General features: G+C 38.9%; 11 protein-coding genes. 8 read left to right on the forward strand and 3 right to left on the reverse strand.

All coding sequences use genetic code 11. The features are described 5' to 3' along the window. Window positions 1-289 precede the first annotated feature (289 nt). The 7 genes from FG383_RS05975 to FG383_RS06000 all read left to right on the forward strand — a co-directional run bounded on the left by FG383_RS05975 (window position 290) and on the right by FG383_RS06000 (window position 8,820). Window positions 290-2,008: a sensor histidine kinase gene (locus FG383_RS05975; protein ID WP_246096877.1), complete on the forward strand. Its 1,719-nt coding sequence runs from the start codon at window positions 290-292 to the stop codon at window positions 2,006-2,008. Then, window positions 2,008-2,736: a LytR/AlgR family response regulator transcription factor gene (locus FG383_RS05980; RefSeq protein WP_142605960.1), complete on the forward strand. Its 729-nt coding sequence runs from the start codon at window positions 2,008-2,010 to the stop codon at window positions 2,734-2,736. Before FG383_RS05975 ends, FG383_RS05980 begins: the two co-directional genes overlap by 1 nt. Window positions 2,737-2,883: 147 nt before the next feature. Next, window positions 2,884-4,344 carry a carbon starvation CstA family protein gene (locus tag FG383_RS05985; RefSeq protein WP_142605962.1) on the forward strand — a complete coding sequence of 487 codons (1,461 nt, stop codon included), beginning with the start codon at window positions 2,884-2,886 and terminating at the stop codon, window positions 4,342-4,344. Between the two features lie 150 nt (window positions 4,345-4,494). Beyond that, the gene (locus FG383_RS05990; protein WP_142605964.1) at window positions 4,495-5,217 is read left to right on the forward strand and encodes a plasmid pRiA4b ORF-3 family protein; all 723 of its coding nucleotides are present in this window, start codon (window positions 4,495-4,497) and stop codon (window positions 5,215-5,217) included. 18 nt (window positions 5,218-5,235) lie between these two features. Further along, window positions 5,236-5,379, forward strand: coding sequence for a hypothetical protein (locus FG383_RS20850; protein ID WP_185907862.1), 144 nt, complete (start codon window positions 5,236-5,238; stop codon window positions 5,377-5,379). Between the two features lie 709 nt (window positions 5,380-6,088). After that, window positions 6,089-7,273, forward strand: coding sequence for a M20 metallopeptidase family protein (locus FG383_RS05995; protein WP_142605966.1), 1,185 nt, complete (start codon window positions 6,089-6,091; stop codon window positions 7,271-7,273). A 20-nt stretch (window positions 7,274-7,293) separates the two neighbouring features. Continuing rightward, window positions 7,294-8,820 (forward strand): AbgT family transporter, encoded by a 1,527-nt coding sequence (locus tag FG383_RS06000; protein WP_142605968.1) that lies wholly within the window; start codon window positions 7,294-7,296, stop codon window positions 8,818-8,820. Window positions 8,821-8,869: 49 nt separating this feature from the next. Here the strand turns inward: FG383_RS06000 and FG383_RS06005 are convergent, their stop codons facing one another. Next, the gene (locus FG383_RS06005) at window positions 8,870-9,817 is read right to left on the reverse strand and encodes an ATP-grasp domain-containing protein (RefSeq protein WP_142605970.1); all 948 of its coding nucleotides are present in this window, start codon (window positions 9,815-9,817) and stop codon (window positions 8,870-8,872) included. Between the two features lies 1 nt (window position 9,818). Then, on the reverse strand, window positions 9,819-10,877 hold the full coding sequence (locus FG383_RS06010; protein WP_142605972.1) for an LLM class flavin-dependent oxidoreductase: 1,059 nt from the start codon (window positions 10,875-10,877) through the stop codon (window positions 9,819-9,821). A 232-nt stretch (window positions 10,878-11,109) separates the two neighbouring features. On the opposite strand from FG383_RS06010, the gene FG383_RS06015 reads away from it, so the two are divergent. Next, window positions 11,110-12,141: a threonine aldolase family protein gene (locus FG383_RS06015; RefSeq protein ID WP_142605974.1), complete on the forward strand. Its 1,032-nt coding sequence runs from the start codon at window positions 11,110-11,112 to the stop codon at window positions 12,139-12,141. 64 nt (window positions 12,142-12,205) lie between these two features. Here the strand turns inward: FG383_RS06015 and FG383_RS06020 are convergent, their stop codons facing one another. After that, window positions 12,206-13,024 carry a purine-nucleoside phosphorylase gene (locus tag FG383_RS06020; protein ID WP_142605976.1) on the reverse strand — a complete coding sequence of 273 codons (819 nt, stop codon included), beginning with the start codon at window positions 13,022-13,024 and terminating at the stop codon, window positions 12,206-12,208. Window positions 13,025-13,342: the final 318 nt, after the last annotated feature.

A 13,342-nucleotide genomic window follows, 5' to 3' on the forward strand; every position in this document is an offset into this window, starting at 1 on the left:
TAACCATTGTTTTCAGCTCCTTTTGATGTGGGTGGGTATTGATGGAAGTTCTGTGATTGGTACTTCTTGTTTACCCTGAAAACAATGGTTTTTAACTTTGTTATCTATCTATTTAACATTGTAGGGATAAAATTCAGTCCTGATATTGGTAATCGAACAGAAGTCATAAGCCGCCCTCTTTTCCAATAACTGAAAATAAAGATATATACCCTTCCGTTTTTACAGTATAATTTAACCAATCTGTTTTAAAAAGTGAGGTGGGATTCCGTTGTTGGACTTGCTTGTTATAATGCTTGAGAGGGTTGGCATGCTTGTTGCGGTTGCCTTCATTTTGACTCGTTTTCAGTTTTTTAAAAACTTAGTGCATCGGGATAAATTGAATCGTAAGCAGGAGATTGCGGCGATTTTGTTTTTTGGCTTTTTTGGCATTGTGGGTACGTATTTTGGAGTCGCGCTTGATACGAATACACTGCATTTTAATAGTGTTGCAGCAGTATTGGGTTCAGAGGAGGCGATTGCGAATTCGCGTGTCATCGGGGTGGTTGTTGCAGGTCTGTTAGGTGGTTACCGTGTGGGAATTGGTGCAGGGCTGATTGCAGGTATTCATCGTATGACATTGGGCGGATTTACAGCTGTCTCCTGTGGTCTTTCAACCATCATTGCGGGAGTGGTTGCAGGCATTTTTTATCGAAAAGGGAGAGCACTTAAACCAATTACAGTGTTTGGTATCGGGGCACTTATGGAAGCAATGCAAATGTCTATGATTTTGTTGATATCCAAACCATTTGAGCAAGCGCTTACACTGGTTAAGGTCATTGGTTTACCGATGATTTTAGCAAATGGTGTTGGAACTGCACTATTTCTTTTGATTGTCCATAATGTGATCAGCCAACAAGAGAAAGTAATGGCATTGCAGGCGCAGAAAATGTTGCGCATTGCGAATCAGACACTAAGTTACTTGCGTACAGGTATGAACACTGACACGGCACAAGCTGTTTGTAATATTTTATTCCGTGAATTACAGCCAAGTGCTGTTGCCATGACCAATCAAACAGACATTCTTGCGCATATTGGGCTCGCCAGTGATCACCATAAGGTAGGCAGCTCGATACGGACGGATGAAACCAAGGATGTCATTCAACATGGAGAAGTGGTTGTTGTCAATGATGGCACTATTCACTGCGATTATCCTGGTTGTCAATTAGGAGCAGCGATCATTGTCCCACTCATTCAGCGAGGCGAAACTATTGGGACACTTAAACTGTACTATCCATCTGAAAAAGTCATTACAGATGTTAATATTGAATTAATCGTCGGATTGAGTTCTCTACTAAGTAACCAACTTGAAATTGCCGAAACCGATCATGCTTACCAGTTGGCAAAAGAGGCTGAAATCAAAGCGTTACAGGCACAGATTAATCCCCACTTTTTATTTAATTCGATGAATATTATTGTGTCGTTGATTCGCACAGATCCTGATCAGGCAAGGAAACTACTGACGTCATTATCCTACTTTTTGAGGCAAAATGTCACAGGGACAACTGCGTCTCAAATAACACTTGAGCAAGAACTTTTGCATGTGAAAGCATATTTGGAAATTATAGAAGCTAGATTTATAGATCGACTGACGATTTTATATGACGTGGATGAGAATCTATTGCATGAAAAGATTCCGCCTTTCACATTACAGCCCATTGTTGAAAATGCTATCCACCACGGCATTAATGATATGGAGAATAATAGTGTGGTTCGAATGACGGTGCGTGACCTTGGTGCAGAAATTGAAATTAAGGTGGAAGACAATGGGAAAGGGATATTGCCTGAACGACTCGCTGTTTTGGGCAAAATGCAGCTTGAGTCTGAATCGGGAACTGGTGTAGGACTATTCAATATTAATAGTCGCCTACTAATGACGTTCGGAGACCAAGCAGCTTTAACGATTGCAAGTAAAGAGAATGAAGGAACTACTATTTCCTTTCGAATTCCTAAATTGGGGGTGTATGTCTAATGGGGCCGATTAGTACTTTGATTGTAGATGATGAACGATATGCACGTGAAGAATTAACGTATTTACTAGGCAAGTTTCCGGACGTTCAAGTGTTTGGTGAGGCTGAGAGTGGGGAGGCAGCTATTTTAAAGGCGTTACAGCTCCAGCCGGATGTTGTTTTTTTGGATGTCGAGATGCCTAAAATGAATGGAATCGAAGTGGCTAAAACTTTGGTGGAATTAAAAAAAGTGCCACTCATCATTTTTGCGACCGCTTATCCACAATTTGCGGCGGAGGCCTTTCGAATTAATGCCGTCGATTATTTATTGAAACCATATGATGAAAGGCAGCTAAAGCAGACGATAGAGCGAATTGAAAAGAGGTTATATCCCGCACAAACGGTTGACAATACGGAGAAACTTGGCAAATTGGCGATAGAAACAGGCGGCGATATCGATTATATTCTGCCGCAGGATATTTTGTATATCTATCGAGATGACAAAGTAACGAAAATCATTACGAAAACCGATGACTATGTTGTGCGGACAACGTTGAAGGAGCTTGAAAGTCGCCTATTACCTTTTTCATTTTTTCGGATTCATAAAGGGTATCTCGTTAACTTGAAATACGTCAGCCGATTAACACCATGGTTTAACGGTGCGTATCAGCTTGAATTGGAAGGGTTAGATGAGAAGCTTTCTGTCAGTAGAAATTACGTGAAAGATTTACGACAGCGCTTGGAATTGTAATAACCTGTTATCCCCCTCTATGTGCATGTTAAACACTTAAACTTGCATGATAAACCGAAAAACTCCTATTTTTGAATATTTGCCATAAACTAAATATATGGGGTAGTAAGAAAGGTAGACAAATAGGGGAAACTAGGGGGAATTCACATGATTACATTTTTTAGCGCAATTGTACTGTTAATTATTGCATACTTTACTTATGGGAAATTCATTGAAAAGATTTTTGATCCTACGGATGCTCGAAAAACGCCTGCATATACAAATGCAGATGGTGTCGACTATGTGCCGATGCATAAACAAAAAAATGCGCTCATTCAGCTGTTAAATATAGCTGGAACAGGTCCCATTTTCGGACCAATTATGGGTGCTCTATTTGGACCAGTCGCTTTTATATGGATTGTTTTCGGAGCCATTTTTGCAGGGGCTGTACATGACTATTTAACGGGTATGATCTCCATTCGTAACAAAGGTGCACATATTCCAGAGCTAGCTGGAAAGTTTTTAGGTAATGTTTCGAAACATATTGTAAACGTTTTCGCGTTATTGCTTCTATTATTAGTCGGAACCGTATTTGTGACGACGCCGGCTTCATTATTAGCCATATTAATGGATGGTAAAGTAGCATTATGGACAATCATTACAGTTATTTTTATTTATTATTTCTTATCTACGATTCTGCCTATTGATAAAATTATCGGAAGACTGTACCCATACTTTGGCGCAGTACTATTGATCGGTACTGTGGGGGTTGGGGCTGCTTTACTGTTCTCTGATTATACAATTCCAGAATTGTCGTTAACGAACATGCACCCGGATAATGTGCCGATTTTCCCGATTCTATTCTTTACGATTACATGTGGTGCATTGTCAGGATTCCATGCGACGCAATCACCAATTATTTCTAGAACAGTCGAAAAAGAATCACAAGGTCGTTATGTATTCTATGGCATGATGATTACGGAAGCGGTCATTGCGATGATCTGGGCTGCTGCTGCAATGAGTATGTTAGACGGACAAACATTAAGTGAGTTTATCAAAACAGGCACGCCTTCTGCGGTTGTCAATGAAGTATCTATGACTTTGTTAGGGGCTATTGGTGGAACAATCGCGGTACTAGGTGCTGTTGTACTGCCGATTACTTCAGGCGATACAGCATTCCGTGCTGCACGTTCAATCATTGCAGATTACTTGAAAATTGATCAGAAAAAAGTGGCGAAACGTTTGATGATTGCAGTTCCATTGTTTGCTGTATCTGCTCTGTTAACGCAAATTGACTTCAACCTCTTGTGGAGATACTTCTCTTGGGCAAACCAAGCAACTGCGGCAATCGCCTTATGGATTGCGACAATGTATTTGTTCATTAAAGGGAAGAACTACTTTGTATCGCTAGTGCCGGCACTGTTTATCACTTATATGGTCTTTGTCTATATTTTAAACGCGAAGATTGGCTTTAGCTTAGACTTGCAGCTATCCTTCTACGTAGGAATTGTATTAACGGCTATTTTGACAATCATGTTCTTTATTAAAGCAAAAAACAATAAAGCAAATAAGATTGAAACAGATATTGTGGTGGATGATGTAGACGTGAATAAAAGTAAATTGGCTTGAATGGACTCACGGAGAAATGAAATAATTTCTCCGTGAGTTTTTTTGTGGTGATTTGACTACTAAAGTGTATAAATTAGGCTTATAACTTTTCTTTTATTTTAGCTCATTACAAGTATAATCTAACTAAAATTAGAAAAGAGGCGAATCAGAATGATGGTTAATCAATTAGTGCGTACTATGCTACTAGCATTAAAGAGTTCAGATGAATTTGAAATGTTCCCACCAAAGGAGAAAAGAAGATTAGAAGAGATTTTAGCATTTGTTGGTGGGGAAGAAATTGATGAACTGTTTGAAAGATTGGAATCAGTCCCGGAGGCTTTATATCAAATAAAGGTGTCATTGAAAGGATCGAAACCACCGATTTGGAGGCGAATTATTGTGCCATCCGATTATACTTTTAGTGATCTACATGATGTGATTCAGACGTCGATGGGGTGGATGGATATGCATTTATACAGTTTTGAAGTAGGGGATATATTAGTAGAGGAAGAGTATGAAGATGATCCATTTGGCGGTTTTAGCATGCGAGAAAAGATGGATGCAGAAACAACGCTCATTGGAGAGTTGTTGTCTAAAGAAGGAGATAAGTGCTTATATATGTATGACTTTGGTGATGATTGGCACCATACAATTTTGTTGGAAAAAGTACTGCCATTTGATGAATGTTTTACTAGTCCGGTTTGTACTAAAGGCAAAAGAGCATGCCCTCCAGAAGATTGTGGTCGAATATATGGATATGAGAATCTATTAGAAGTATTAAGTGGTCCTGATGGAGGAGAGAAAGAGGAACTCCTTGAATGGTTGGGGGATGATTTTGACCCAGAAGCATTCGATATTGATATGGTTAATACGATGTTGGCGGAAGAATTTTAAAACAAAGTAGGTGCACCAATGAATATCAAGACATTCGAACAACAATTTAATAAAACTATCTTAAACCGTGGGTACGATTATTATGTAGACGGTCATGTAGAAGACATCGTGCAAATTAATGCGCATAATTGGCAAGCGGAAGTAGATGGCACATCTAATTAGTAGCATTGGTTACCAAGGTATGCCAAAATCATTCCTCCATTAGAGCAGAGCTTGAGATGCTATTAACAAAACCGGGTGATTCTATAAAAGTTGCCGAAAATCTAATCTTACATCATATACATGACGCTCAAGACCGACGTGGTGGCTTCATACCTTGAAACCGAACGTCCAATGCATTAAAAGGTATTGATGCAAGTGCAGCAAGGGCATCTGACCGTAAACGCTATCGGGATGTTTGTCGTACCATTAAGGCGATGAGAGGAGCAGGTTATGAATTTGAGGTAAGACAATTGATTTCAGACTTATTGCAAACCTATCCAAGACGGCGCGCTTTTGTAGATGAACTGCGGAAGGTGCAGTGATAATCTCTTCCCTACGTCAGACAAAGTTCAAATAACTCTGAGTATCAAAGTTTGTACAGATGGACGTTTACGTTTGTTTTAGAAACGAAAGAATGTTCACATGTAAATAAAGGAAAGCACACATACTGAATGCGTGCTTCTTTTTATTCAGGGATTCTTTCTTAATTTAGAAGTAGAAATAATTAGATAATTTTCATAAACTGTTCCCAATTAACTGAATCATTATTAACAATTCTTCAAAATTCATTGATATATTGCATCAAATATTATATATTATAACGTATTAGCATACTAAAGTGTTAGATCGTTAAGTCGGAATTTCTTAAATGAAAGGGTGGTTTATATATATGGCATCAAATACAGTTCTTCAACAAATAGAGGATGTTTATCAAGAGGTAATTGGGTGGCGCAGACATTTACATCAGCATCCAGAACTTTCATTTCAAGAATACAACACATCTCAATATGTGTATGATCTACTCGAAAGTTTTGGTGGTTTTGAATTATCAAGACCTACTAAAACGAGCGTAGTGGCTCGATTAAAGGGTGCTCAGCCTGGAAAAGTGATTGCACTTCGTGCGGATATGGATGCTCTTCCTATAAAAGAAGAAACTGCGTTGCCATTTGCATCTATAAATGATGGTGTAATGCATGCGTGTGGACATGACGGTCATACGGCAATGCTTTTAGGAGCAGCAAAAGTGTTAAAAGATAACCGGAATGATTTAAGTGGTGAAGTGGTTTTCATCTTCCAACATGCCGAAGAATTACCGCCGGGTGGAGCACAAGAAATGGTTGCTGCAGGCGTACTTGATGGGGTAGATCAAGTGGTGGGCGTTCATTTATTTTCAACGGTTCCAACTGGTACTATCCATATTCGTTATGGTGCTGTTACGGCAGCAAGCGATGTATTTGAAATGACTGTTCAAGGAAAAGGTGGACATGCTTCCACACCAGAATTGACGGTAGATCCTCTTGCTACAGGTGCACAAATTGTAACAGGGTTGAATCATATCATTTCTCGATCAGTAGCTCCTTTAGAAGCGGGGGTAGTGTCTGTCACTAAATTTACTGCTGGCGGTGAAGCACTGAATGTTATTCCCGATACAGTGGAAATTGGTGGGTCTGTTCGAACGCTTAGCACGGACGTCCGTGAACTTGTCAAAAGTCGCATTATAGACGTTGCGGAAGGAATAGCAAAAGCAAATGGTGCAGAAGTCAATGTTACTTATACGTATGGCTATGGGTCTGTCATGAATGATAAGGAAGTAACAGACCAAGTAGTGGGTGTATTAGAGGAGCATTTATCGGAAAATAAGCTTGAATGGGTTGATCCGATACTTGGAGGAGAAGACTTTTCTGCTTTTAGTGATGAGTTGCCTGCTTGCTTCGTTTTTATAGGTGCTGGAAACGTAGAAAAGGGTATAACGTATCCACATCATCACCCGAAATTTGACATTGATGAAAATGCTTTTATGGACGGGTTAAAATTCCATGTGTTTACTGCCTTAACTCTAACCAAAAATAAATAAGCATCTTAGAAGGAGAATTTATGGCTCAAAATACAGAGAAAAAGAAAAGGTCATTTTTTGACCGAATGCTCGATTCAATAGAGTTTGCCGGTAACAAATTGCCGGATCCGATTGTATTATTTATCATTCTTTGCGGGATCGCTTTAGCGGCCTCTTTTGTTACCTCGTTATTTAATGTATCTGCAATTCATCCAGTTACTGGAGAAACGGTAAAAGCAACTAATCTCTTAACTGGTGATGGTCTAGTTAATATTTTGACGAATTCCGTTACGAACTTTAGTTCATTTGCTCCGCTTGGTATGGTTCTTGTCATGATGATTGGGATTGGACTAGCAGAACAAAGTGGTTTCTTTGCGGTACTTATGAAGCGTGCAGTAATGGCGACACCTAAAAAGTTGATCATTCCAAGCGTGATTCTTATTGCCATTATTGGGAATGCTGCGGGAGATGCAGGTCCAATCGTTTTACCACCGCTTGCGGCCGTAGTTTTGATGGCGTTTGGTTATCATCCTTTAGTTGGATTAGTTGTCGCATATGCTTCGACGTTAGGGGCGTTTGCGGCTAACTTAATAATCGGTATGTCGGATACGCTAGTTGCCGGATTTACAGGACCTGCTGCGCAAACAGTGGATCCAAGTTATGTAGCAAATCCTGCTATGAATTATTATTTTATCGCTGTATCAACTGTTGTGCTTTTATTTGTTTCTTTATGGGTTACGCATAAGTTTACGATTCCTCGTTTTGGCACTTATACAGGCGAAATAGAAGAAATGGAAGTTGTCTCTTCTGAGGAAAAGCGAGGACTCCGATGGGCTGGTATTTCTGTTGTTGTTTTTGTGCTTATTCTATTAGCAATGATCATTCCTGAAAACGGGCTTTTACGTAATCCTGAAACAGGTTCTATTATAGAGGGTTCCCCATTAATTACTGGAATTGTACCACTATTAACAATCTTTTTCTTTATTCCGGGATTGTTTTATGGAATTGGTTCTAAGTCCATTAAAAGTTCAAAAGACTTCGGGAATATGTTAGGGAAGTCTATGAGTACTATGGGACCGTATATTGTATTGGTATTCTTCGCTGCTCAATTACTCTCGTTCTTCGCAGCTAGCAATCTTGGTCCGATTATCGCAATCAAAGGGGCAAACATTCTGGATAGTGCTGGGATTACAGGTATTCCTTTAATCGTCCTATTCATCATTTTTGTTGCATGTGTGAACTTATTGATCGGAAGTGCATCCGCAAAGTGGGCCATTTTAGCTCCAATATTCGTGCCGATGTTCATGTACTTGGATTATGATCCAGCATTTACGCAAGCAATTTATCGTGTTGGAGATTCCATTACAAATCCAATTACTCCGATGCTTCCATATTTAGTATTATTATTATCATTTGCGAAAAAGTATGATAAAAATATTGGTTTGGGAACTTTAATATCCGCCTTATTCCCATACACTGTATTCTTTGGAATCGTATGGATTATACTTGTTATCGTTTGGTACTTATTAGGATTTCCTGTTGGACCTGAGGGACCTATTCATTTATAGACTAAAGCACCCTGGAAATTTTCCAGGGTGCTTTTCAAATCTATTCTATTTATACGGTTAGTTTTTGTGCTTCTAATGCTTTTTCTAGGAATTTGGCTAGCTCCAGCATGCCGTACTTGCCTTCCTTCGCTTCTGCATCACTATTATAGTTTGTGTTTGTATTAATGTCATAAGTGTACACTGAACCATTCTCATCCGAAATAAATTCAATCCCTGCCACTGTGATTTTGTTGGTCTGTAAAAAAGCTTCGTATTGTGCAATTTGTTCTGAATCAACCTCGTGAATGATTTCGAATTTCGGCTTTTCTTCCACTTGTTCGCCAACAGGGCAAAATAGATCATCGATTTGGCAAGCGTCTGCTGGGCAAAGTTCGAAGCCGTTTGATGTGTCCACTTTAACTGCATAAACAAATTTTCCGCCTACAAATTCAGCACGGGTAATAAACGATTCTGGTGCTTTAATGTATTCTTGAATTAACGTAATGCCGTCCACTGGTTCTTCATATAGTTCGCTTTTTAAATAAGCCTTTAACGCATCGATGGAGTGGAATAATTGTACGCCTAATCCTTTTCCAGCCCGATTATGTTTTGTAATAAAGGAAGCTTTCCCTAATTTTTCAGCAGCTTTTATGACTTGCTCTTTCCCAACTGCACCGATTGTTTTAGGAGTACGAATGCCTGCTTTTTCTAATGCAAGATATTGGTTAATTTTACTTAATTCTAACGATAGTGCACTCGTGCCATTAAATACTGCACGTCCGTGAAACTCCAACCATGCAAGCACTCCAGCTGTTAGTTCCGGTGCATAACGGTGATTGCGTGTATGGGATGAGGCACTCATGCGGCTATAGAAAACACCTTCTGGAGGCGCTACTGTTAAATCAACAATTCCCTCATCTAAATGCCATACTTCGTAAGGGACTTTTAGTTCTTCTAATCGTTTCGTTAAATGAATTGTCCATTCATCATTTTCGTGGATAACATAAATTTTTGACATATTAAAGAGCTCCTAACTTTTGGGATCTAAGCTGTTCAACAATTGGCATTACTTTCTCAGAGAAGCGTTGCATTTCCTCCAGTTGTGGAGAAAATTGAAGAATAAGTAGGTTCACTCCTACCTCTTCATATGCTAATATTGTTTTCGCGATTTGCTCTGGTGTTCCAATTAAATTCGGACGTAAACCACGGTTTGATACGGAATAATCCTCTAAGCTAACTTTGACATTTAGCTGAGATTTGCTAATGAAATCTTGATAGCCCGCATAACCTGCGCTTTCCTCTTGTATATTTTGAATGCGTGCTAGCTCTGCTTGAACCTCTTCTTCTGTATCGCGGCAAACAATATAAGCAGACATTCCAAACGTATCAAATGGTATTTTGCCAAGTTCTAAACGTCGTTTTCTCATATCTTCTATTTTCTCTTGCACCTCTTCAATCGTGCCACCATGCATAACGTATGAGTCACAGTCTTTAGCTATTACTTGTTTTCCTGCTTCACTTTCTCCTCCCGCATATAGGGGGATATGTTGATTGCGAACTGGTTTAGGCGATAAGTACGCATTTTCATATTCGTAAAATTTCCCTTTGAATGAGTAAGGTGTTTGTGTCCATAAGCCCTTTAATACTTCAAGGAACTCCTCTGTACGAGCATAGCGCTCATCATGAGCAGTGAAAACACCACCATATTGGCGCGCTTCCTCTTCCCACCAAGCGGAGACAACATTTAAAGAAATTCTACCCCCACTAATATGGTCGATATTTGACGCCGTTTTTGCAAACAATGCTGGATTGTAAAACCCTGGGCGGATAGCAGTTAAAATTTCTAATTTATTCGTAACCGCTGCAATTGCCGCGGTTGTAGACCATGCATCTAATGTAGGGGCTTCCACTCCTTTAATATCATTCAAGTTTAACTCTGCAATGAGTGTCATATCATAGCCTAAGTTTTCCGCATTTTGTGCCACATTTTTAACATAATCAAATGTAGCGGGCATATTTTCATCCTCTACATTACGTAGCCATCCTCCGAAAACCGGCAACCAAAAACCATATTTCATTAGTTAATCCACCTTTTTGTTTTATTAGAATTATCAGTCTATTAAATACAGATTAATCCTACCATATAACTTGTGTTTTTAACAATGAAACTCTTTAAAATTTAGTTGAAAAGTTGACTTTTTATACATTTGGCCTAACTACTAAAATAATTCTGAATTGCATTAGAACCCAGTACCTTTCAGGGAATCTAGCATGATACAATAACGATATTAAATGAGTGGAGGAATTTATATGTATAGCTTCAAGAATGATTACGCTGAAGGGGCACATCCTAGAATTTTACAGGCTTTATTAGATTCGAATTTTGTACAAGAGGCAGGCTATGGAGAGGATAGCTTTACTCAAAAAGCAATCGAGCTTTTGAGGGAGAAATTAGGAAGACAGGACGTTGATATACACCTATTATCGGGTGGAACCCAAACAAACTTAACGGCAATTTCCGCTTTTCTTCGACCACATGAAGCGGCAATTGCTGCTAGTACAGGTCACATTTTCACACATGAAACAGGTGCGATTGAAGCTACTGGACATAAAGTCATATCGGTAGAAACAAAAGATGGAAAACTGAATCCCTCTCTAATAAAAGAAGTTCTGGACCTACATACAGATGAACATATGGTAAAACCAAAGTTGGTTTACCTATCAAATTCAACAGAAATTGGCTCTATTTACATAAAGAGTGAACTGACGGATTTAAGGGATTTTTGTAAAGAGCAGAATCTTCTATTGTACATGGATGGGGCAAGACTGGGATCAGCACTATGCTCTGATGATAATGACTTAAAGCTAAGTGACATTCCATCACTTGTGGATGCTTTCTATATTGGTGGGACCAAGAACGGTGCGCTTTTAGGAGAGGCGTTAGTCATCTGCTGCAATTCTTTAAAAGAAGATTTTCGTTTTCATTTGAAACAAAAAGGGGCACTTCTAGCAAAAGGGAGACTTTTAGGTAGTCAATTTTATGAACTGTTCCGGGATGATTTGTTTTTCGAATTGGCTCAACATGCGAATAAGATGGCAACCATTCTTAGAGAAGAATGTAGCAATGCCGATTTTTCATTTTTGACCTATTCTCCATCAAATCAAATCTTTCCAATATTACCGAATGCACTAATCGCGGAGCTTCAAAAAAATTACGCATTTATTGTATGGGAAAAGGTTGATTCTACCCATTCAGCTATTCGATTAGTAACATCATGGGCGACGAAAGAGGAAGAGGTAAGAGCTTTTGTGGAGGATATGAAAAAATCTAATGAGCTGTGAAAGTGATTTTTTGTCCCTGTGTCGAAAACAATTTAGAATTGTTTCTGACACAGGGACATTTTTTTTATATCTCTTTCAAAATACCTTTAACCAATCCAACAAATTTTACCTTTACCTGACTAGCAACTTCAATTACTTCATCATGGTTCAACGGTTGGTCTAATATTCCACATGCCATATTCGTTAAGCAAGAAATACCAAGTACTTTCATCCCGCCATGAGTAGCTACAATCGCTTCTGGTACTGTAGACATACCGACAGCGTCAGCTCCTAATGTACGAATCATGCGGATTTCTGCTGGAGTTTCGTAAGTAGGTCCACTCCACCAAGCGTAAACGCCTTGTTGTAATTGCATGTTTTGTTCGTTCGCTACTTTAGTTGCAATACTACGAAGCTCCTTGTTATATACGTCTGATAAGTCAGGGAAACGAGTTCCTAATTCGTCGTTATTTGGCCCGATTAACGGATTAGCGCCTGTCAAATTGATATGGTCTGAAATTAGCATTAAGTCTCCTGGGTTAAAGCTTGTGTTTACGGCACCGCAAGCATTTGTAATAATGACGTTCTCTATACCTAGCGCTTTCATCACACGTACTGGGAAAGTTACTTCATCCAAAGTAAATCCTTCATAATAATGAAAACGACCTTTCATCGCAGCTACAATCTTTCCGTTTAGTTCGCCAATAACAAGTTCATTTGCATGTCCAATTGCTTCGGATTTTGCAAAGTGTGGAATCTCGCTATAAGGAATTTTGACAGCATTTTGAATGTCATCGGCAAGACTTCCTAGCCCCGAGCCTAAAATAAGTCCAATCACAGGACGTTGGTCTGTCTTACTTATAATGAAATCTCTAGTTTCTATAATCTCTTGAATGTTATGCATGTATAAATCCTCCCTGTAACGTGTTGTTAAGTGTACGTCCTCTTTTTAAAAAAAGCATGTTGTCCATAAAAGTTTAATGGAGGGAAGGAACATTGTAAAGAAAACTCCATAAATATCGCTGTGTTACAAACAACTGTATTGCTAGAACATTAATTCTCCAAAAAATTAAATACGTGATCCTAAAGCAATTCTATTTGTTTTAGGGTATTTTTTTGTATGAACTTGCAGAATTTGAGTAGTTACAATTACACAATTTACGGATACTGTCTACTACACTTAAACAAAAAAATAAATAGAAAGACTATTGACGCTAGTAAG

The sequence above is a fragment of the Psychrobacillus soli genome, from assembly GCF_006861775.1.
In the GTDB taxonomy this organism is placed as follows: Bacteria; Bacillota; Bacilli; order Bacillales_A; family Planococcaceae; genus Psychrobacillus; species Psychrobacillus soli.

What these genes read in the sequence shown, in the direction of transcription:
- FG383_RS05975 (WP_246096877.1), top strand. Translation starts at nt 290, where the DNA reads ATGCTTGAGAGGGTTGGCATGCTTGTTGCGGTTGCCTTCATTTTGACT.
- FG383_RS05980 (WP_142605960.1), top strand. Translation starts at nt 2,008, where the DNA reads ATGGGGCCGATTAGTACTTTGATTGTAGATGATGAACGATATGCACGT.
- FG383_RS05985 (WP_142605962.1), top strand. Translation starts at nt 2,884, where the DNA reads ATGATTACATTTTTTAGCGCAATTGTACTGTTAATTATTGCATACTTT.
- FG383_RS05990 (WP_142605964.1), top strand. Translation starts at nt 4,495, where the DNA reads ATGATGGTTAATCAATTAGTGCGTACTATGCTACTAGCATTAAAGAGT.
- FG383_RS20850 (WP_185907862.1), top strand. Translation starts at nt 5,236, where the DNA reads ATGAATATCAAGACATTCGAACAACAATTTAATAAAACTATCTTAAAC.
- FG383_RS05995 (WP_142605966.1), top strand. Translation starts at nt 6,089, where the DNA reads ATGGCATCAAATACAGTTCTTCAACAAATAGAGGATGTTTATCAAGAG.
- FG383_RS06000 (WP_142605968.1), top strand. Translation starts at nt 7,294, where the DNA reads ATGGCTCAAAATACAGAGAAAAAGAAAAGGTCATTTTTTGACCGAATG.
- FG383_RS06005 (WP_142605970.1), bottom strand. Translation starts at nt 9,817, where the DNA reads ATGTCAAAAATTTATGTTATCCACGAAAATGATGAATGGACAATTCAT.
- FG383_RS06010 (WP_142605972.1), bottom strand. Translation starts at nt 10,877, where the DNA reads ATGAAATATGGTTTTTGGTTGCCGGTTTTCGGAGGATGGCTACGTAAT.
- FG383_RS06015 (WP_142605974.1), top strand. Translation starts at nt 11,110, where the DNA reads ATGTATAGCTTCAAGAATGATTACGCTGAAGGGGCACATCCTAGAATT.
- FG383_RS06020 (WP_142605976.1), bottom strand. Translation starts at nt 13,024, where the DNA reads ATGCATAACATTCAAGAGATTATAGAAACTAGAGATTTCATTATAAGT.